The organism is Streptomyces hilarionis, from assembly GCF_024539675.1.
Lineage (GTDB): Bacteria > Actinomycetota > Actinomycetes > Streptomycetales > Streptomycetaceae > Streptomyces > Streptomyces hilarionis.
The window spans coordinates 18,634-37,560 of the sequence record NZ_JAHHIT010000093.1 but is presented as its reverse complement, the minus strand read 5'-3'; the positions used below and the strand labels follow the sequence as shown (position 1 = coordinate 37,560).

The window sequence follows — 18,927 nt, the reverse complement described above, 5'->3', positions numbered from 1 at the left end:
CCCGCGGCCCCCGCCGACAGCTCCCCTGCGACGCCCGCGCTCTCCCCGGCCTCCGGGGCCTCTGTGCCCCCTCTCGTTCCTCCGGCCGCCCCCGTCCCGCCCGCATCCGCCGTCCCGCCTGTCGGCTCGTCCGCCGGCTCGTCCGTCTCGTCCGGCCCTCCCGTCGTTTCCGTCTCTCCCGTCGCCCCCGTGCGGGCGGGCGGGGGCGACGCCGCGCCGGTGGCCTCGGCCGAGGAGGTGCGGGCGGACGGGCACGGCCCCGGCAGGGCGCAGGCGGTCGTCGGTCTGGTGCTCGCCGGCGTCACCGCGGCCGTCGTCGTGTGCCGCGGGCTGCGTCGGCGCCCCGGGACGCGGTGACCGGCGTCCGGCCGCGCTCGCGGTCCCGTACGAGCGGGTCGCCCGCCGCCGCACCGCCGACGTGATCGTGCCGGCGTCGCCGGCCGGGCCCGCCGCCGGGGCGGGGTCACCTGGTCCGGTCAGCGGCCCGCTCCCCCGAGACCGCCGACCGGACCGGTCCTCGACCGCGCGCGCTCGGGTTGCGGGAGTGACCCGGCGTCCGGCGCGGGAGGCTGCGCGAAGCCACGGACAGTCAAGGGATGGCCGTGGCTCTGTAGAAGAGGTACCCAGCAGGGGTGCGACATGAACGAAGGCCCCTCGCTTTCGCGAGAGGCCTTCGGTGTCTGTGCGCCGCCAGGGACTCGAACCCCGGACCCGCTGATTAAGAGTCAGCTGCTCTAACCAACTGAGCTAGCGGCGCCTGCTGACGGGAGAACTCTACAGGACCTGCGAGAGTGCCCAGGACCACCCGCGGCCCGGCGCCCCGGGCCACGGACGGCGCCGGAGGGCGGTCGGGTCCCGCGTACATCATTCGGACCGTCAGCATGCGCGTCGGGAAGACAGTTGAGAAACTGCGGGCGTGCACAGTCGCGGACATTTCCAGCTGCAGTGTGAGGGGAATCGCATGGAGGCTCCGGTATTCGAGGAATTCGATCCCGAGAGCGACTGCGAGTGCCCCGGATGCGCAGCGCGGCGGCGGTCGGGCCGCCTTTCCCCGTTCGCCCCGCTCACCCCGTTCGGCGGCCGTCCGTCCGCCCGCCGGGCCCTGGTCGTCGCCGCCGCGTCGGCCGCCGCGCTCGGCGCCGCTCACCCGGCTCCCGCCGTCGCCGCACCGCAGGCGCCGGTCCGGCCCGGCGTTCCCGCAGGTGACGAGCCCGCGACCCCGCAGGGGCGCAAGGCGCCGCTGCACGGGCCGGTCGGGCGGCCGGCGCGTCCCAGTGGACTGGCGAGGCCGGTCGGCGCACCGCCGACGACCCGGGCCGACATCGTCCGGCGGGCCAAGGCGTGGGTCTCCGCCCAGGTGCCGTACAGCATGAGCTCCTACTGGTACGACGGTTACCGGCAGGACTGCTCGGGTTTTGTCTCCATGGCCTGGAACCTGCCGGGGAACGAGTGGACCGGCAGCCTTGACCAGTTCGGCACGAGGATTTCCAAGGAGGAACTCCAGCCCGGCGACATTCTGCTGTTCCATAACAGGTCCGACCCCGAGAAAGGCTCGCACGTAGTCATTTTCGGCGGCTGGACGGACTCCACGCACCGCTACTACGTCGTCTACGAGCAGACCCGCCCGACCACGCGTCGCCAGGCCACCCCGTACGCCTACTGGAGCCATTCGGACCAGTACGTCCCCTACCGCTACAAAGGGCTCGCCCCACCCGCGCCGGACGCCGCCGGCACGGTGGGCGCCGGCGGCGCGGCAGGGAGCGGGCCCGTCGGCGGAAGCGTCCCGGCGACGCCGTTCCCGGGGCGGGCGGCCTTCGGACCCGGCGCCGACAACGCGTACGTGACCCTGCTCGGCCGGCTCCTCGTCGAGCGCGGCGCCGGGCGCTTCTACGGCTCGGGTCCGGGCCCCCGCTGGTCGGCGGCCGACGGCAGGGCCACGCAGGCGTTCCAGCGGGCGCAGGGCTGGAGCGGGGCCGACGCGGACGGCCTGCCCGGCCCGAGGACCTGGTCGCTGCTGATCACCGGCAAGGGGCGGAGCATCGGGAGCGGCGGCGGGTCCGCGTCGTCCGGCGGCGGGCAGCCCCCCGCGACCGGCCCCCGACCCGGCGGGGCGCCCGCCCTTCCCGCGGGGCCGCGCGTCCTCGCGTATCCGGGCCGGGCGGTGTTCCGGCCGGGCGCGCAGAGCGCGTACGTCACCGAACTGGGGAGGCAGCTGGTGCGGAAGGGGTTCGGCAGGTTCTACACGACGGGGCCGGGACCGCGCTGGGGCGAGGCCGACCGACGGGGAGTCGAGGCCTTCCAGCGCGCCCAGGGCTGGCGCGGCGCCGCCGCCGACGGCTGTCCGGGCCCGGAGACCTGGCGACGCCTCTTCTCCTGAACCCGGGCGGACCGGCGGTCGCCCGGACCCGAGCACGTTCACCCGTAAGCCCGCAATTCCGGAGTCCCGTATCGGGGCCGGCCGGGGATCCGCTCGCCGCCGGAGCCCCGCTCACTGTCATGGCGTATCTGGCGCGGAGGCTGGAGGCACGCAGTGCACACGACCACTTCACCGACACCCGAGCCCGAGGGGCCGACCCGGTCCGCCCGGCTCATCCAGAACGAGGCGACCACCGAGATCCCCGTCCACCTGCTGTTCCGCGACGAGCCGGAGCCACGTCCGGTGCCGCTCGGCCCCGCCGTGGTGGGCAGCCGGGCGGGCACCGGGGAGCAGCCGCGGCTGCGCCGCCCCGCGCCGGTCAGGCCGCGCCCGGCGGCGCAGGTCGACCCCGACCTGGTGGAGCGGCCGGCCCGGGTGCTGCCCGGCGTCCTGGGCGTGTTCGCCGGGGCCTGCGGGGTGGCCGGCTGTGTGGCCGCCTCGTGGTGGGCCGGGGTGCTGCCGCGGGTCGCGGTGCGGGCGCTGCGGCTGCCGGAGCTCGCGGGCGCGGGGCTCGGTCCGGCGCAGTGGGCCGTGTACGCGGGGGCGGGCGCGCTGGGGCTGTTCGGCTTCGGCGGACTCGCCCGGGGGCGGACCGGCCGGGCCTGGGTGCTCAATCTGTTCGGCCGCTACCGGGGGACCGTACGCCGCACCGGACTGCTCTGGGTGAACCCGTTGCTGCTGCGCCGCCGGGTGGACGTGCGGCTGCGGCACTGGCGCAGCGAGCCGATGGCCGCCGCCGATGGCAGCGGTGTCGGGCTGCGGGTGGTGGCGCTGGTGGTGTGGCGGGTGCGCGACACCGCGCGGGCCACGCTGGGCGTCGAGGACCACGAGACGTATCTGCGCGAGTGCGTGGAGGCGGCGCTGGCCCGGATCCCGGTGGAGACGCCGGGTGCGGGGCGGGGGTCGGTGGAGGCGTCGGGGGAGGCGCTGAGCCGACTGGTGGCGAGGGAGGCCGGCGCGATCGGCCTGGAGGTGTTCTCGGTGCAGCCGGTCCGGATCGAGTACGCCCCCGAGGTGGCCGCCGCGATGCACCGCCGCCGGATCGCGGCGCTCGACGCCCAGCACCGGGCGACGGTGCTGACGTCCGTGGTCGACTCGGTGGAGGACACGGTGACCCGGCTGACGATGCGGGGGCTCGTGGAGCTCGACGACTACGAGCGCAAGGCGTTGGTGAAGGACCTGACGGTGGCGTTCTGCGCGGGGCGGCAGGACCAGCCGTGATTGGTCTGGACATGGCCAAGAATCGGCAATAATCTCGAACTTGGTCTAGACCTGCACGGCACGGTTCACCGAACTCCTGAACTCCCCACGTTCACCAGGAGCGCCAGCATGCGCGAGAAGACCCGTAGAGGAACCGGCACGAAGACCGAGCGGACCAGCAAGAGCCGGCACGCCAAGTGGTACGCCGCCGCGCTCGGACTCACCACGGCGGGGGCCTTCGTGCTCACCGCCGGGGGTGCGAGCGGCCACGGCTACACCGACCTGCCCGTCAGCCGGCAGAAGCTCTGCCAGAACGGCTCGGTCGCCAACTGCGGCGACATCCAGTGGGAGCCGCAGAGCGTCGAGGGGCCCAAGGGCTTCCCGGCCTCCGGCCCCGCGGACGGCCGGATCTGTTCCGGCGGCAACACCCGCTTCGCCCAGCTCGACAGCGCGAGGACCCCCTCGGGCGGGGCATGGCCGACGACCAGGCTGACCGGCGGTCAGAGCTACACCTTCCGCTGGCAGTTCACCGCGATGCACGCCACGACCGACTTCAAGTACTACGTCACCCGGCAGGGCTGGAACCAGAACCACAACCTGGCCCGCTCCGACCTCGACCTCACCCCGTTCCTGACCGTGCCCTACGGCGGTCAGCGGCCCCCGTCGACCCTCTCCCACAGCGGCACGCTGCCGTCCGGGCTCAGCGGACGTCACGTGATCGTCGCCGTGTGGACGATCGCCGACACGACCAACGCCTTCTACGCCTGCTCGGACGTCACGTTCTGAGCGGCGGTCTTTCCTGAGCATCGCTTGAGCTCCCCCGGACCCCCGGGCGGGTACGTTCCCTGCACGCCGACTCGACCAGGCCGGCGTACAGGGAACCTCGGGGGAGTTCATGGAAGCGTTCTTCTATGCCGTGCCGGCCGTCATGGCGGCGTTCGTGTCGCTGGCCATCGTCCGCGTGCTGGTCCGCTCCCGGCGGATCGCCCGGGCCTGGGGCAGCGGACTGACCGCGGAGGCACGCTGCCTGAGGTCGTACACGACGGTCAGCGGCGGCGGGAACACCATGGTCAGCACGAACCTGCACCAGGTCTTCGAGTTCACCGCCCGGGACGGCCGGGTCGTGCGCTTCGAGGAGACGAACGGTCCAGGGACGATCCTCGAGGGCGACATCGTCACCGTCCACTACGCGGCGGACCGTCCCGAGGGGGCGACCGTCAAGGCCCCGGCCCGCGGCCGGCTCTTCGCCGAGTCGGGATGCCTGCTGGGGTTCCTCGGGACCATCCTCGCCTTCTGCGTCTTCTTCATGCTCGCCGTCCACCTGATGTTCGACGAGGCGGGCGGTCTGATGCCGTAGCCCTCCACATCTGACGGTACGCCAACTACCGTGCCCGGCCATGGAGTCCCACACGTCCACCGGCACCGTCGCGGAACTCGTGGCGGCCCGCTGGGGCGACGGCCGGCCGGGGCTGTGGTGCGAGGACACCGTCCTCACGCACCACGAGGTCGCCGCGGGCGCCGCCGCCCGGGCGGCCCTGCTGCACGACCTGATGCCGCCGGACGGCCCGCCCCACCTCGGGGTGCTGCTGGACAACACCCCGGAGTTCCCCCTGTGGCTGTCGGCGGCGGCCCTCGCCGGGGCGGCCGTCGCCGGGATCAACTCCACCCGGCGCGGTCCCGAGCTGGCCCGGGACATCCTGCACACGCAGTGCCGGCTGCTGATCACCGACTCCGCCCACCTCCCTCTCCTCCAGGGCCTCGACCTGCCCGGCGTCCGGCTGCTGATCACGGACACGCCGGAGTACGGCGCCCTGCTCGTCCCGTACGCGGACGCCCGCCCGGACCCCTCCCGCGCCGCCCCCGCCGACCGGCTGCTGCTCTACTTCACCTCCGGCTCGACCGGCGCGCCCAAGGCCGCGATCTGCACCCAGGGCCGGCTCGCCGCCGCCGGACGCTCGCTGGCCGGGCAGTTCCGCGTCGGCCCGGACGACGTCCACTACGTCTGCATGCCGATGTTCCACGGCAACGCGGTGATCGCCGACTGGGCTCCCGCGCTGACGGCCGGGGCCGGGGTGGCCCTGCGCCGGCGCTTCTCGGCGTCGGGGTTCCTCGACGACGTCCGGCGCTACCGGGCGACCTACTTCACCTACGTCGGCCGGGCCGTGCAGTACGTCCTGGCCACCGAGCCGGGACCGCACGACCGCGACCACGCCCTGCGGGCGGGGTTCGGCACGGAGGCGGGCGCGGTGGACGCGGCGGCGTTCGAGCGGCGGTTCGGCGTGCGGCTGGTGGAGGGCTACGGCTCCTCGGAGGGCGGGGCGGCCGTGCAGTGGTCGCCGGGCACTCCCGCGGGGGCGGTGGGCCGGGCGGGCGCCGGTCTCGTCGTCCTCGATCCGGGGACGCGCGCCGAGTGCCCGCCGGCCGTGTTCGACGCGGCGGGGCGGCTGCTGAACGGCGACGAGGCGATCGGCGAGCTGGTCAACCGGGGGCCGAACCCCTTCGAGGGCTACTGGCGCAACCCGGCGGCGGAGGCGGAGCGGCGCCGCGAGGACGGCTCCTACTGGACCGGCGACCTCTTCTACCGCGACCGGGCCGGCTACCTGTACTTCGCGGGCCGCACCGACGACCGGCTCCGCGTCGACGGCGAGAACCTGGCCGCGGCGATGATCGAGAACATCCTCGCCCGGTACGAGGGGGCGGTGGCGGTCGCCGTCTACGCGGTGCCGGACCCGGTGACCGGGGACCAGGTGATGGCGACGCTGGCCGGGACCTTCGACCCGCTCGGCTTCGCCGCGTTCCTCGACGCCCAGCCCGACCTGGGCACGAAGATGGCGCCCCGGTTCGTGCGGGTGGTCGAGCGGATGCCCGTCACCGCCACGAACAAGATCCACCGTGCGCTGCTGCGGCGCGAGGGGCCGCGCTGCGCCGACCCGGTGTGGTGGCGCCCGCCCGGGGAGAGCGGATACCGCAGGCTGACGGCGGGGGAGGAGGAGACCGCGACGACCGGTCGGACCGGACAAGGCGAAGGGCCTCCCGTGTCCACGAGAGGCCCTTCCGATGTGCGCCGCCAGGGACTCGAACCCCGGACCCGCTGATTAAGAGTCAGCTGCTCTAACCAACTGAGCTAGCGGCGCATGACTCTCGCCCTCCGCCTTCGGCGGCTGGCGACGAAGAAAATACTACCTGGTCCGCGGGGGTGCTCCCGACCACCCGGCCGCGCCCCCCGCGGACGGCTCTCGGACGGCCGACGCCCTCGGACGGCCGGACGGCCGACGCCCTCAGATGGCCAGCGACAGCAGCACCGGCGCCGCGTTCCGGTTCAGCGTCTCGGCCGCCTGGCGCAGCCGGTGGGCGTGGGCGACGGGCAGGGACAGGGCCAGACAGCCGGCCGTGGAACCGGCGGTGATCGGGACGGCCGCGCAGACCGTGCCGATCGCGTACTCCTGAAGATCGAGCACCGGGACCGTGGGCGGCTGCGCCTCCAGGCGGGAGAGCAGCAGCTTGTCGCTGGTGATGGTGCGCGAGGTGAGCCGGGCCATCTTGTGCCGCGAGAGGTGGTCGCGGCGGCCGTTGTGGTCGAGCTGGCCCAGCAGGCTCTTGCCGAGCGCGGTGGCGTGCGCCGAGGAGCGGAAGTCGAACCATTCGTTGACGGACGGCGTCGCCGGCCCGTCGGCGTACTGGGTGATCGTGACCTCGCCGTCGACGTACCGGCTGATGTAGACGGCGGCGCCCACGCGGTCGCGGAGCCGGTCGAGGGTGTGCTGGAGCCGGTCGCGCAGGACCTGCTCGTGGTGGTGCGCGGAGGCCAGGCGGGTCAGTGCGTCCGCGGTGACGTACGCCCCGTCGGCGAGCTGTTCCACATAGCCCTCGCGGCGCAGCATGCGCAGGAGCGTGGTCAGCCGCTCCGCGCCGAGGCCGCTCTCGCGGGCGAGTTCGTCGTCGGTGACACCGGTGGAGTGCCGCGCCATCGTCTCCAGGACGCGCAGCGCCTCCTGGGCCGAGTGGTACGGCGCGGTCGGCTCGTGCTTCAGCGCCACGGTTCCCCCTGCGTCAGCCGTGTCGGCTGCGCTGCTGTAGTGGGCCGCAATCCGGTCAGTGAACCGCTTCCACCATAACGGTCAACTGCCCTGCGGGGAGGGGGTGGAGAGGATTCCGCCCCGCTCATCAGGGTGATTGTTCCGGCAGCATATGCCCCCCGGTGCCGGTCCGCGGTCCTGGTCCACGGCCCCGGTCACGGCCCCGGCCCCGGCCCGGCCCCGCGCCCCGAGCCGCCAGGACGGGGGTGCGGGGCCGGGCCCGGGGCGTCACAGGACCGCGCTGAGGAACTCCCGGGTCCGGTCCTGCTCCGGGTCGCTGAAGATCTTCTCCGGCGGGCCCGACTCGATGACGCGGCCCGAGTCGAACATCAGGACCTGGTCCGAGATGTCCCGGGCGAAGCTCATCTCGTGGGTCACGCACAGCATCGTGATGTCGGTGGTGCGGGCGATGTCGCGCAGCACGTCCAGGACGCCGACCACCAGCTCCGGGTCCAGCGCGGAGGTCACCTCGTCCAGCAGCAGGACCTGCGGCCGCATCGCCAGCGCCCGGGCGATCGCCACGCGCTGCTGCTGACCGCCGGAGAGCTGGGTGGGGTACTTGTCGAGGTGCTCGCTCAGGCCCACCAGTTCGAGCAGTTCGCGGGCGCGCTCCTCGGCCTCGTCCTTGGACAGGCCGAGGACGGTGACCGGCGCCTCGGTGATGTTGCGCAGCACCTTCATGTTCGGGAAGAGGTTGAACTGCTGGAAGACCATGCCGATGTTCTTGCGGACCTCGCGCACGTGCTTCTCGCCGGCCCGGACCAGCTTGCCGCCGCGCTCCTCGTGGGTCAGGTACTCGCCGCCCACCCGGATCGTGCCCTCGTCGGGCGTGGCCAGGGTCATCAGCAGCCGCAGGATCGTCGTCTTGCCGGAGCCGGACGGTCCGATCAGCGTGACGTGCTTGCCGGAGTCGACGGAGAAGTCGAGCCGGTCGAGGACGGTGTTGTCGCCGAAGCGCTTGGTGACCTGGTCGAAGCGGATCAGTTCGCTGCCGTCCACCGGCGGGTTGGCGAGGGCGTCGGGGGTCTGTGCGGTGTTGGTGTCAGCGGACAAGGCGTCGCTCCAGGACTCGGATCAGGAGGGAGGCGGGGTAGGCGATGACGATGAACGCCACGCCCACCACGGTGAGCGCCTCCGTGGTGAAGGTCTCGTTGCTGAAGGTCTGGGCCTCGCCGAGCATGTCGAACGCGCCGATGGTCGCGATCATCGGGGAGTCCTTGAGCATGGCGATGACGTAGTTGCCCAGCGGCGGCACGACCCGGCGGATCGCCTGGGGGAGGATCACCACGCGCCAGGTGCGGCCCCGGGACAGGCTCAGCGCGGTGGCCGCCTCCCACTGGCCGGCCGGAACGCCGTCGATGCCCGCCCGGTAGACCTCGGCGGTGTACGTGGAGTAGTGCAGTCCGAGGCCGACGATGCCGGTGGTGAGCGGCGACATCGAGGGGCCGAAGTTCGGCACCACGTAGAACAGGAAGAACAGCTGCACCAGCAGCGGGGTGTTGCGGATGAACTCCGTCACCGCGACGACCGGCCAGCGCACCCAGGCGCGCGCGGAGCGCTGTGCCAGCGCCCAGACGAGCCCCAGGGCGAAGGCGATCAGGCTGCCGACGGCCAGCGCCTGCAACGTGACGAGCACACCGTCCCAGAAGCGCGGCATGAAGTCGTCGACGACGTTCCAGTCCCAGTTCATCGGACCCCTCCCGCGGACCGCGCACCGGCGCGCAGACCCGTGCCGCGTGCGCCGGGCTTCGTGCCGCCGCCGTGTGCGCCGGACTTCTCGGGCCGCTCACCGATCCCGGCCTTGGCCCTGCGCTCCAGCATCCGCATGCCGCGGGTGATGACGAACGCGAGGACGAAGTACAGGACCAGCAGCAGCGTGTAGATCGGGGTGGTCTCGTTGGTGCCCAGCCGGAACAGGTTGCCGGCGAACGTCATGTCGGCCACCGTGATGACCGAGACCAGGGCGGTGCCCTTGAGCAGCTCGATCAGCAGGTTGTTGAACGGCGGCAGCATCTCGGGCCAGGCCTGGGGCAGTTCGATCAGGCGCAGCCGCTGCCAGCGGGTGAAGTCGAGCGCGATGCCCGCCTCCTTCTGCGCCGTGGGAACGGCGGCCAGCGAGCCGCGGACGATCTCGGAGCCGTACGCCCCGTACGTCAGGCCCAGCGCGCTGACGCCGGCCCACATCGGCTCCAGTTGCCAGCCGAAGAGGGGCAGCGCGAAGAACATCCAGAACATCAGCACCAGGGCCGACATGCCGCGGAAGATCTCGAAGTAGGCGCCGGCCACGAACCGGACGATCCACAGGCGTGAGCCGCGGGCGAGACCGATCCCGAACGAGACGGCCGCGCCGAGGACGGCCGCGTAGAGGGTCACCTGGACGGTGATCCACACACCCGGCAGGAACCAGGTGGTGAAGAACTCGGAACTCATCATCAGCCGCACAACTCCTTCGCCGTGAGGCCGGTCATGTCGGCCTTGGTGAAGCCGAACGGGCCGACGATCTTGAGGAGTTCGCGGTAGTCGTCCCGCTTGAGCTTGAGCAGTTCGGCGTTGAAGGCGTCACGCAGGTTGCGCTCGGACTGCCGGAAGGCGAAGCCGCCCGCGCCGTAGGCGGGCTTGCCGTCGACCACCGGCTGGAACGGCTCGGTCGCCGACACCCGGGCGGACCCGGCCACCGCCGACCTGACCGTGATGCGGGTGCCCGCGAAGGCGTCCACCCGGCCCTGGGCCACCGCGTCCAGCCCGGCCACCTGGTCCGGCAGGACCAGCACGTCGCCGATGCCCGCCGCCTTGGCGTAGTCGATCTGGGCGTAGGCCTTGCCGGTGGCCAGCTTCAGCCCCTTCTTCTTGACGTCGGCGTAGGTCCTGATGCCGTGCGGGTTGCCCTTCTTGACGATGAAGGAGTCCAGCATCAGGTAGTCCGGGTCGGCGAACAGGACCTGCTCGCACCGGACCGGGTTGATGTACATCCCCGCGGACACCACGTCGAACTGCCGGGCCTTCAGACCGGGTATCAGGGCGCCGAAGTCCACCGGCACCGGTGTGACGTCGTCGATGCCGAGCCTCCCGAAGACCACCCGCGCGATCGCGGGCGCCTCTCCCGTGGCCTGTCCGTCGTCCCCGACGTAGCCGAAGGGCGGCTCGCTCGCGATGCCGATCTTCACGGAGCCCTGGTCGCGCAGGGTGTCCAGGAGGCTGCCTCCCAGGACCTTTCCGTCGTCCGGGACGCGGCTGCAACCGGCCGCCCCGAGGCTTCCCGCGATGCCCAGCGACACCGCTCCCGCAAAGAGCGAACGGCGGCTCAGCCCCTTGGGGGGTCTGCCGGCGGATTCTGATCGGTGTGCGTGTGGTCGAGCCATGGGCGCGCGGCTACCCGACTTCATACGAGTCATGCCGCTCTCTTCCGGCCCGGATCGGCCCCGGGGCTCCCCGGACGCGGGCCGGCCCGGCGGGCCCGGCCGGTCGCCGTGACGAAGTCCCGCTGGTCAGAAGCGGATCATCGCCATGGCAAAGGCGCGCGTCGAGCGCGCCCGGTCCGCCCCCGCGCGACCGTCCACGACTTCGCTCCGCTCCAGGACCCGACCGCCTCCGGAGGGGTTCGGCCTCCGGTCGGCCTCCGGTCGGTCTCCGGTCGGCGGTCGGGCCGTGCGCCCTCGGCGACCGCCGGCCCGTCCCCGGAATTGACCCACCGGAGTCGATCCATATTGAACCCTTCACCGGGTCTTTCGGACGTCTAGATTGGTCTGTGTGCCGGTCCTGCGGCCTCGCCCGCGGACCATCGACCGACCTCAGGGAGTCCCCATGAGCAGCAACCCCCTCCTCGTCCGCGCCGACCGGGCCGAGACCGTGCAGGACGGCGCCCTCAGCCTGATCACCCTGCTCGCCGACGCGGGCGCCACCGACGGGGCCCTCACGGCCAACAAGGCGACCTTCGCCAAGGGTTCGCCCGGCGCCCCCGCGCACTTCCACACGAAGGCGACCGAGGTCTTCCTCGTCCTCGACGGCGCGATGCGCTTCCTGGTCGGCGACGAGGTGCGCACCCTGGGCAAGGGCGACTTCCTGACCGTCCCGCCGACCGTCCCGCACGCGTTCGCGCCGGCCGTCGACAGCACCGCCGAGCTGCTCGTCCTGTTCACCCCCGGTCTGCACCGCTTCGACTACTACCGGCTCCTGGAGCGGGTGTACCGGGGCGAGGCGGACGTCGAGGAGATCCGGGCGAGCTCCGAGCGCTACGACAACCACTACTTCGCGAGCCCGGTCTGGCAGGAGGAGCTGGCCCGGACCGCTCCGGCCACCGCCTGACCCGCTCCGGCCACCGCCTGACCCCGCCCGCGGCCACCGGCCCTACCGTCCGGGGCGGGGGCGGTCAGTGTCCGGGCACGTAGCCGCGCTGCTTGTCGACCACGTTCTTCAGCGGCCGGCCCGCTGCCCACCGCTCGAACAACTCCACGAACTGCGCGCCGAGTTCGTCGTACGACCCGATGGTGTCGCCGCTCATGTGGGGCGAGATCAGCAGCCCCGGAACCCGCCACAGCGGGCTGTCGGGGGCGAGCGGCTCATCGGTGACGACGTCCAGCGCGGCGCCCGCGATCCAGCGCCGCTCCAACGCCCGCACCAGCGCGTCCTCGACGACCAACTGTCCGCGGCCGACGTTGACGAAGCGGGCCGAGGGCTGCATCACGCCGAACCGCCGGGTGTCGAACATGCCGCGCGTCTGCTCGGTCAGCGGGGCGGCCGCGATCACCCAGTCGGCGCGGGCGAGGAGCCGGTCCAGGTCCTCGGGGCCGTGGACGCCGGTGCGCGGGACCCGGCCGACGACCGCCGTGGTCAGCCCGAGCGCCTTCAGGGTGCGGGCGATCGCCCGCCCGATCGGCCCGGACCCCACGATCACGGCGCGGCCGCCCGCGACCCGCCGGCTCTCCCGGTGCAGCCATCGGCCCTGCCGCTGGAGCTCCCAGGTGCGCGGCAGGTCCTTGGCCATCGCCAGGACCAGCGCGGCGACGTACTCGGCGATCGGCTCGTCGAAGATGCCGCGCGCGTTCGTCACCACCGTGTCGGACGCGACGAGTTCCGGGCACAGCACATGGTCCACGCCCGCGCTGGCGGTGTGCACCCAGCGCGGCCGGGGTCCCTCGCCCGGCCAGGCGGCGCGCACCGCGTGCGAGGTGAAGTCCCAGACCAGCAGCACGTCCGCGGCCGGGAGCCGGTCCGCGAGCGTGGCCTCGTCGGCGTGCAGCACCCGGACCCGTCCGGTGAGCCGCCCCAGCCGGGGGAGGGGATCGGCGTCGAGGACGACGAGCGTGGGAAGAGCCGCCGGGGCGTCGCCCATCCGGTGCCCCCCTCGTCCGTGGCCCACGTGTCCGACGTGCGCGGATCGACCACGTTCGCACCCGAACCCGCGGCCGTCAACACGGCTGCCCGGCCGTCGCGTTGCGCCCGGATCCGCCCTCTCCGCCCGCCGGCCGGGCAGGGACCCCACGCGGAGCCGGAAGCGCGCATACCCCACATTTCGGCCAACCAGGTGACCGTGTGGGCGGCGTTGCGCCGACTGGGTACCCGGGCGGTGGGACCGTACAGGCGTTGCGGGGAGTCCCGGCGCGCGTGCGGCCCACCCGAACCGCCGGACACCCGTGCGCTGCGGCGACGCTCCGTACCGCGGGAGCCCCGGTACCGCCGGAAGAAGAGCAGCACCAGGAAGGCTGGACATGACCGCACTCGGTTTCCTCTACCCGGGCCACTCGGCCGAGGACGACTACCCCCGCATCGAGCAGCTCCTGGGCAGCGACATCCGGGTGGACCTGGTCCACACGGACGTCGGCGAGGACGCGCACCGGGTCGACGCGCTGAGGCGGCTGGGCGCGCCCGAGCGGCTCGCCAAGGGCGTCGAGCAGCTGCGGCTCGCCGGCGCGGAGGCGGTCGTGTGGGCCTGCACGAGCGGCGGCTTCGTGCACGGCTGGGACGGCGCCCAGGAGCAGGTGCGCACCCTGGCCACGACCGCCGGGATGCCCGCCTCCTCCACCTCCTTCGCCTTCGTGCACGCGGCCCGCGAGGTCGGCGCCGCCCGGGTCGCCGTCGCCGCGGTCTACCCGCAGGACGTGGCCGCGCTGTTCGCCGACTTCCTGCGGGCGGGCGGGCTGGAGGTGGCGGGCGTGCGCGGCGGCGAGGCCGTCGGCGCGGCCGAGGCCGGCGCATGGGGCGAGGCGGAGGTGCTCGCCCTCGCCCGGGCGGCCGACACCCCCGACGCGCAGGCGGTCCTGCTGCCCAGCACCGCCCTGCACACGGCCGCCTTTCTGCCCGCGCTGGAGAAGGAGCTCGGCAAGCCGGTCCTGACCGCCAACCAGGTCACGGTCTGGGAGGGGCTGCGCCTGACGGACCGGCGCGTGCACGCCCCGGGGCTCGGCGCCCTGTTCGTCCGGGAGCCGATCGTCCAGGCCTGAGCGCCCGGCCGCCGGGAATAAGCGGGGACAGCCTCCTGTTGGTGCGACGAGGACGGACACACGCTCGACGACAGGAGGACCCCCGTGGCGGCGGACGAGACGGCGGCGGACGAGGCGACGCCCGGAGCGGCCGCGGCCGACGGGGCGGCGACCGCGCTGACGGGGACCGGTACGGCGGGCACCGGGCCCGAGGCCGCCGGCGCCGTGGCCGCGGACGAGATCCGGGGAGCGGCTCGCGGGAGCGCCCCCGTCCCCCTGTCCGTGCTCGACCTGGTCACGGTAGGCTCCGGCCGCACCGCCACCGACGCGCTGCGCACCAGCGTCGAGCTCGCGAAGTTCACCGAGTCGCGCGGCTTCCACCGCTACTGGGTCGCCGAGCACCACTCCATGCCGGGCGTCGCGTCCTCCTCGCCCGCGGTGATCCTGGCCCACCTCGCCGCGCACACCGAGCGCATCCGGCTCGGCTCCGGCGGCGTCATGCTGCCCAACCACGCGCCCCTGGTCATCGCCGAGCAGTTCGGCACCCTGGAGGCGCTGGCCCCGCACCGCATCGACCTGGGACTCGGCCGCGCCCCGGGCACCGACGGCGCGACGGCCGCCGCCCTGCGCCGGTCCGCCACTCTGAACGAGGGCGCCGACGACTTCCCCGAGCAGCTCGCCGAGCTCACCCGTTTCCTGGACGACGACTTCCCCGACGGCCACCGCTACCGCCGGATCCACGCCATCCCGGGCCCGGTGCAGGGGACCTCCCCGGGAGGCGTGCAGTCCTCGCACCGGCCGCCGGTCTGGCTGCTCGGCTCCTCCGGCTTCAGCGCCCGGCTGGCCGGACTGCTCGGACTGCCCTTCGCCTTCGCGCACCACTTCTCCGCGCAGAACACGGTCCCGGCCCTCGACCTGTACCGGGAGTCCTTCCGCCCGTCCGAGGTGCTGGCCGAGCCCTACGCCCTGATCGGCGTCTCCGTGCTCGCCGCCGACGACGAGCGCGAGGCCCGCCGCCAGGTCCTGGCCACCGGCGTCAACATGCTCCGGCTGCGCACCGGCCGCCCCGGCCTCTTCCCCTCCCCGGAGGAGGCGGAGGGAATCGAACTGGGCCCGATGGAGCGGGAGTTCATCGACTCCTGGACCGCGAACATCGTCCACGGCACCGCCGACGAGGTCCGTACCGGCCTCGACGACCTGCACAAGCGCACCGGAGCCGACGAGCTGATGCTCACCAGCCACGCCCACCGCGGCGAGCTGCGCCTGCGCTCCTACGAACTGGTCGCCGACGCCTACGGGTTGCCGACGGCGTAGGACTGCGTTCCGGGGCCGTCCGCGGGCTCGGCGCCGGCGTCCGCCCCCAGCAGTTCGGAGATGCGGTCCGGCGGCACCGGGCGGGAGTACAGCCAGCCCTGCCCGGTGTCGCAGCCGATGCTGCGCAGCCGGGTCGCCTGCGCGGACGTCTCCACGCACTCGGCGGTGACGGTCAGCCCCAGCCGGTGCGCGAGGTCGATCATCGCCTCGACGACGACCTGGTCGGCCGGGTTCGGCGGGGCGGCTCCCTCCTTGTCGCTCTCGTACTGGAAGCCGCGCACGAAGGACCCGTCCAGTTTCAGCACCGACACCGGCAGCCGGCTCAGGTAGGCGAGATTGGAGTAGCCGGTGCCGAAGTCGTCGATGGCGATCCCCACGCCCATCTCGCTGAGCGCCTGCAACGCCTGCAACGGCCGTCCCGCCGAGCCCATCACCGCGGACTCGGTCAGCTCCAGTTGCAGCAGCCGCGGGGGCAGTCCGGTCTCGGCGAGGATCTTCGCCACGTCCGCCACCAGGTCGGAGTCCCACACCTGGCGGACCGCCACGTTGACGCTGACGAACAGCGGCGCCTCGTCGGGGTTGTCCAGCTGCCACTGCCGGGCCTGGCGGCAGGCGGTGGCCAGAACCCATCGTCCGAGCGGGACGATCGAGCCGTCCTCCTCGGCCAGCGCGACGAACCGATTCGGCGACAGCAGCCCGAACCGGGGGTGGTCCCAGCGCACCAGGGCCTCCACTCCGCGCAGCCGGCCGTCGGACATGCCGACCAGCGGCTGGTAGTCGAGGCGGAACTCGCCGCGCTCGATGGCGGGCCGCAGCGTGGAGGACAGGGCCTGGCGGGTCATCAGATGGGCGTTGCGCTCGGGGTCGAACAGCGTCCAGCGGTCCTTGCCGTCCACCTTCGCCCAGTACAGCGTCGTGTCGGCGGCCTGCATCAGTCCGGTGGCGGTGGTGCCGGCGGCGTGCCGCTCCACGACCCCGATCGACGCGGAGACGTTCAGCCGGTGGCCGGCCAGGTCGAAGGGCGCCTGGAGCGCCTTGAGCACGCACTCGGCCAGGTCGGCGAGCTGGTCGGTGCCGGTGGAGTGCTCGACGAGCAGGGCGAACTCGTCGCCGCCCAGCCGGGCCACCAGGGGCACGCTCGGCCGGGTCTGCCCGGCCGCGGTGGCGCACTCCGTGAGCCGCTGGGCGACGGCGGTCAGCAGCCGGTCGCCGACGCGGTGGCCGAGGGTGTCGTTGACGGCCTTGAACCCGTCCAGGTCCAGGTAGCACAGGCCGATGCGGCCGGTTCCGCTCTGCTCGTAGGCCTCCGCCTCCAGCGCGGCCGACACCCGCTCGAAGAACAGGGTGCGGTTGGGCAGCCGGGTCACCGGGTCGTGCATCTGGAGGTGACGCAGCCTGGCCTGGAGATCGCGGTGGGCGCTGACGTCGGTGACGGACAGCAGCACGCCGCTCTCGTCGCCGTCGAGCGGGGAGACCGTGATCTGCGTCCACAGGGAGCGGCCGTCGGGCTGCTTCAGCCGCCGGGTGCAGCGCAGTTTCGCCCGCCGGCCGCGCAGCACCTCCCGGTAGGCGTGCCAGGTCCGGGTGTCGGAGGCCAGGTCCAGCAGGTCGGAGGCGACCCGACCGACCAGGGCGGCGCTGCCGCCGCCCAGGAGCGTGCCGAGCGCGTCGTTGGCGTCGACGACGCGGCCCTCGGCGTCGACGACGGCCATGGCGAGGGGCGCCGTGCCGAAGACGGAGCGGTAGACCGGCGGCTGGTGGCCCGGCGACCCGCTTTCCGTACTCTCGATGTCACTCTCTGTGACGGCTGACCGGTCGAGGTCTGCCGCGGGCGTCGGCCCTTCGGACGTTCCGCTCACCGCTCGCTCCCGCAGTGCACTCGATCGCTGTCCGTGCAGGAAAGTCTGCCGATCATAGATGCTGCCCCCGGACCCGCGCAGCCACTGCCCAGTGTCCCGGAACAACCCACCCTTCTGACAGATCGTTTCTGCCCGCACCTGGCCCCGTTCTGAGGGTGGACGACCGCTTGTGACGTTCCGTGAGAATTCCGGGGGTGTCGAGGTGATGCCCGATTCCCGTCGCCTCACTCGTCTGGGGCAGACAAACAGGGCGTAGTACGACAAATTCACACAGGCTGGGTGGCGGTGTCCCGTGAACCGCCCCCGGAGGTCTCTGTGCCGCGTCTGCCGCGACCCGTGCGACTGTTCCCCTACCCCCGACTGCGCAGTACGGCCGCGGTGTTCACCACCCTCTCGGCGCTCGCGGCGACCTCCCTGATCGGCGGCCCCTCGGTCGCCGGGCCCTACTCCGCCGCGCCCTGCGCCCTGGCCCGCACCGACGCCCACCACTCGGAGGGTCTGGACACCTGGAACGCCGCCTACCCCCGCCCGACGCGCGCCCTGGACGCGGTCATGGTCTTCCTGTCCTTCCCCGACTGGACCCCCATGGCGACCCCCGCCGAACTGGCCGCCGACCACTTCCCCGCCACCAGCCGCTTCTTCCGGCAGGCGTCCTACGGCCGGTTCACCCTGCGCGCGCACCCGCTCAAGCGGTGGATCCACATGCCGAAGCCGTCCACCGCGTACGCCATACAGCGCGACTGGAGTCCGGCCGGCCGGGCCGCCTACCTGCACGACGCGCTGGCCGCGGCCGACCCGCACGTCGACTTCTCCCGCTACGACCTCGTCTACTTCGTGGCCGACCCGGACGCGCCGGGCGTCGACTCGGACGCCACGAAGGTCGTCAACCTGCAGACGCCGTTGCACGCCGACGGCACGGACATCCCCCGCGTGGTCACCGTCTTCGAGAAGCACCCCCCGGACCGGCTCGTCCTCGCCCACGAGACCGGGCACGTCTTCGACCTGCCCGACCTCTACCACCGTCCCGCCGACGGCAAGGGGGACTGGGACACCTACGTCGGCGACTGGGACCTGATGGGCAGCCAGTTCGGCCTCGCCCCCGATCTGTTCGCCTGGCACAAGTGGAAGCTGGGCTGGCTGGACGACCGCCAGGTGGTGTGCGTTCGGGGCGCGGGGCCGACGCGGCTGACCCTGGAGCCGCTCGCCGCCGGCCCCGGGGTGCCGGTCGCCCGCGCCTCCGGCCCGCCGGCCTTCGGGCTCGGCGGCGGCGCCAAGCTCGCCGTGGTGCGCACCGGCCCCGACAGCGCGCTCGCGTTCGAGGCGCGCGGTCCGCTGGGCAACGACCGCGCGGCCTGCCGCTCCGGCATCCTCGTCTACCGCGTGAGCAGCGGCGCCCGCTCCGGCCGCGGTCCCGTGGAGGTGCTCGACGCCCACCCGCACACCGAGGCCTGCTGGGAGAACTCCGTCTACCCGCCCCTCGCGGACGCCCCGGTCGGCCTCGGCGAGAGCTTCACCGTTCCCGGGAGCGGCGTCCGCGTGGACGTGGAAGGGCGTACCGCGTCGGGCGAGTGGACGGTGAGGATCACACCGGGGGCGAACCTCTGAGAGCGCCCGCGCGCCGGACACGCGAAAGGCCCCTCGCTTCC

16 protein-coding genes, 2 tRNA genes and 1 pseudogene are annotated in these 18,927 nt (G+C 73.3%); 10 read left to right on the top strand and 9 right to left on the bottom strand.

What is annotated here, in order from left to right:
* Positions 1-357: pseudogene (locus tag KMS84_RS23005) on the top strand (hypothetical protein); the annotation flags it as partial.
* 326 nt (positions 358-683) lie between these two features.
* Here KMS84_RS23005 and KMS84_RS23000 read toward each other — a convergent pair.
* Positions 684-757, bottom strand: a tRNA-Lys gene (locus KMS84_RS23000).
* Positions 758-961: 204 nt separating this feature from the next.
* Between KMS84_RS23000 and KMS84_RS22995 the strand changes: the two genes are divergently transcribed.
* The 5 genes from KMS84_RS22995 (at position 962) to KMS84_RS22975 (ending at position 6,711) form a co-directional block, all read left to right on the top strand.
* On the top strand, positions 962-2,377 hold the full coding sequence (locus KMS84_RS22995) for a peptidoglycan-binding protein (RefSeq protein ID WP_256918313.1): 1,416 nt from the start codon (positions 962-964) through the stop codon (positions 2,375-2,377).
* Between the two features lie 153 nt (positions 2,378-2,530).
* Positions 2,531-3,637, top strand: coding sequence for an SPFH domain-containing protein (locus KMS84_RS22990; RefSeq protein ID WP_256918312.1), 1,107 nt, complete (start codon positions 2,531-2,533; stop codon positions 3,635-3,637).
* Between the two features lie 108 nt (positions 3,638-3,745).
* On the top strand, positions 3,746-4,402 hold the full coding sequence (locus KMS84_RS22985) for a lytic polysaccharide monooxygenase auxiliary activity family 9 protein (protein ID WP_256918311.1): 657 nt from the start codon (positions 3,746-3,748) through the stop codon (positions 4,400-4,402).
* A 109-nt stretch (positions 4,403-4,511) separates the two neighbouring features.
* Positions 4,512-4,973: a DUF3592 domain-containing protein gene (locus KMS84_RS22980; protein WP_256918310.1), complete on the top strand. Its 462-nt coding sequence runs from the start codon at positions 4,512-4,514 to the stop codon at positions 4,971-4,973.
* A 40-nt stretch (positions 4,974-5,013) separates the two neighbouring features.
* Positions 5,014-6,711, top strand: coding sequence for an AMP-binding protein (locus tag KMS84_RS22975; protein WP_256918309.1), 1,698 nt, complete (start codon positions 5,014-5,016; stop codon positions 6,709-6,711).
* Here KMS84_RS22975 and KMS84_RS22970 read toward each other — a convergent pair.
* From KMS84_RS22970 to ehuB, 6 genes are all read right to left on the bottom strand, one after another.
* Positions 6,677-6,750, bottom strand: a tRNA-Lys gene (locus tag KMS84_RS22970). The genes KMS84_RS22975 and KMS84_RS22970 overlap by 35 nt on opposite strands.
* Before the next feature lie 144 nt (positions 6,751-6,894).
* A complete protein-coding gene (locus KMS84_RS22965) occupies positions 6,895-7,653 on the bottom strand; it encodes an IclR family transcriptional regulator (protein ID WP_256918308.1) in 759 nt (252 codons plus the stop codon).
* A 267-nt stretch (positions 7,654-7,920) separates the two neighbouring features.
* Positions 7,921-8,745, bottom strand: a complete 825-nt coding sequence (gene ehuA / locus KMS84_RS22960) for an ectoine/hydroxyectoine ABC transporter ATP-binding protein EhuA (RefSeq protein ID WP_256918307.1) — start codon at positions 8,743-8,745, stop codon at positions 7,921-7,923.
* Positions 8,735-9,382 carry an ectoine/hydroxyectoine ABC transporter permease subunit EhuD gene (gene ehuD / locus KMS84_RS22955; protein ID WP_256918306.1) on the bottom strand — a complete coding sequence of 216 codons (648 nt, stop codon included), beginning with the start codon at positions 9,380-9,382 and terminating at the stop codon, positions 8,735-8,737. Before ehuD ends, ehuA begins: the two co-directional genes overlap by 11 nt.
* Positions 9,379-10,125, bottom strand: coding sequence for an ectoine/hydroxyectoine ABC transporter permease subunit EhuC (gene ehuC, locus KMS84_RS22950; protein WP_256918305.1), 747 nt, complete (start codon positions 10,123-10,125; stop codon positions 9,379-9,381). The genes ehuD and ehuC overlap by 4 nt, the downstream gene beginning before the upstream one ends.
* Entirely contained in the window at positions 10,125-11,051 is a 927-nt protein-coding gene (gene ehuB / locus KMS84_RS22945) for an ectoine/hydroxyectoine ABC transporter substrate-binding protein EhuB (protein WP_256918304.1), read from the bottom strand. Before ehuB ends, ehuC begins: the two co-directional genes overlap by 1 nt.
* Positions 11,052-11,493: 442 nt before the next feature.
* Here ehuB and KMS84_RS22940 point away from each other — a divergent pair, with 442 nt between their 5' ends.
* Positions 11,494-11,994: a cupin domain-containing protein gene (locus tag KMS84_RS22940; RefSeq protein ID WP_256918303.1), complete on the top strand. Its 501-nt coding sequence runs from the start codon at positions 11,494-11,496 to the stop codon at positions 11,992-11,994.
* A 64-nt stretch (positions 11,995-12,058) separates the two neighbouring features.
* Here the strand turns inward: KMS84_RS22940 and KMS84_RS22935 are convergent, their stop codons facing one another.
* Complete coding sequence (locus KMS84_RS22935; protein WP_256918302.1) at positions 12,059-13,021, bottom strand: D-2-hydroxyacid dehydrogenase; 963 nt, start codon at positions 13,019-13,021, stop codon at positions 12,059-12,061.
* A 376-nt stretch (positions 13,022-13,397) separates the two neighbouring features.
* Between KMS84_RS22935 and KMS84_RS22930 the strand changes: the two genes are divergently transcribed.
* On the top strand, positions 13,398-14,129 hold the full coding sequence (locus tag KMS84_RS22930; RefSeq protein WP_256918301.1) for a maleate cis-trans isomerase family protein: 732 nt from the start codon (positions 13,398-13,400) through the stop codon (positions 14,127-14,129).
* Positions 14,130-14,333: 204 nt separating this feature from the next.
* Positions 14,334-15,422: an LLM class flavin-dependent oxidoreductase gene (locus tag KMS84_RS22925; protein WP_256918317.1), complete on the top strand. Its 1,089-nt coding sequence runs from the start codon at positions 14,334-14,336 to the stop codon at positions 15,420-15,422.
* Here KMS84_RS22925 and KMS84_RS22920 read toward each other — a convergent pair.
* Complete coding sequence (locus KMS84_RS22920; RefSeq protein ID WP_256918300.1) at positions 15,401-17,281, bottom strand: putative bifunctional diguanylate cyclase/phosphodiesterase; 1,881 nt, start codon at positions 17,279-17,281, stop codon at positions 15,401-15,403. The genes KMS84_RS22925 and KMS84_RS22920 overlap by 22 nt on opposite strands.
* A gap of 324 nt (positions 17,282-17,605) precedes the next feature.
* On the opposite strand from KMS84_RS22920, the gene KMS84_RS22915 reads away from it, so the two are divergent.
* On the top strand, positions 17,606-18,886 hold the full coding sequence (locus KMS84_RS22915; protein WP_256918316.1) for a M6 family metalloprotease domain-containing protein: 1,281 nt from the start codon (positions 17,606-17,608) through the stop codon (positions 18,884-18,886).
* Positions 18,887-18,927 lie beyond the last annotated feature (41 nt).

Excerpts from the sequence above, each read along its gene's own strand:
- KMS84_RS22995 (WP_256918313.1), top strand. The coding sequence starts at position 962 with ATGGAGGCTCCGGTATTCGAGGAATTCGATCCCGAGAGCGACTGCGAG.
- KMS84_RS22980 (WP_256918310.1), top strand. The coding sequence starts at position 4,512 with ATGGAAGCGTTCTTCTATGCCGTGCCGGCCGTCATGGCGGCGTTCGTG.
- ehuB (WP_256918304.1), bottom strand. The coding sequence starts at position 11,051 with ATGGCTCGACCACACGCACACCGATCAGAATCCGCCGGCAGACCCCCC.
- KMS84_RS22930 (WP_256918301.1), top strand. The coding sequence starts at position 13,398 with ATGACCGCACTCGGTTTCCTCTACCCGGGCCACTCGGCCGAGGACGAC.
- KMS84_RS22975 (WP_256918309.1), top strand. The coding sequence starts at position 5,014 with ATGGAGTCCCACACGTCCACCGGCACCGTCGCGGAACTCGTGGCGGCC.
- KMS84_RS22940 (WP_256918303.1), top strand. The coding sequence starts at position 11,494 with ATGAGCAGCAACCCCCTCCTCGTCCGCGCCGACCGGGCCGAGACCGTG.
- KMS84_RS22935 (WP_256918302.1), bottom strand. The coding sequence starts at position 13,021 with ATGGGCGACGCCCCGGCGGCTCTTCCCACGCTCGTCGTCCTCGACGCC.
- ehuC (WP_256918305.1), bottom strand. The coding sequence starts at position 10,125 with ATGATGAGTTCCGAGTTCTTCACCACCTGGTTCCTGCCGGGTGTGTGG.
- ehuD (WP_256918306.1), bottom strand. The coding sequence starts at position 9,382 with ATGAACTGGGACTGGAACGTCGTCGACGACTTCATGCCGCGCTTCTGG.
- KMS84_RS22985 (WP_256918311.1), top strand. The coding sequence starts at position 3,746 with ATGCGCGAGAAGACCCGTAGAGGAACCGGCACGAAGACCGAGCGGACC.